The organism is Chryseobacterium sp. SIMBA_028, assembly GCF_046535285.1.
Classification (GTDB): domain Bacteria; phylum Bacteroidota; class Bacteroidia; order Flavobacteriales; family Weeksellaceae; genus Chryseobacterium.
The window spans coordinates 1-247 of sequence record NZ_JAWRWZ010000671.1; the positions used below are offsets into that span (position 1 = coordinate 1).

At 48.6% G+C, this 247-nt stretch carries 1 protein-coding gene; it reads left to right on the top strand.

Annotated features, from left to right (window positions below):
- Positions 1–247: hypothetical protein (locus SCA31_RS24920; protein ID WP_410699630.1), on the top strand; the 247-nt coding region annotated here is incomplete at both ends.

Here is a 247-nt window from a genome sequence, read left to right on the forward strand (position 1 = left end):
TGATGAATAATCAGCTCGCCAGACTACAGTTCGACTATTTGTCTAACTCGACGACAGGATTGGCGAATCTTAATGGAACGATGATCGGGCAGCTTCTCTCTACGACTCCACCAGTGGAGGAGCAATTTGCCATTGTCACTTTCCTCGACTGTGAGACCACCAAGATCGACACGCTGATCGCCAAACAAGAAAAGCTGATTACACTACTTCAAGAAAAGCGTCAGGCTGTGATCTCCCACGCCGTCAC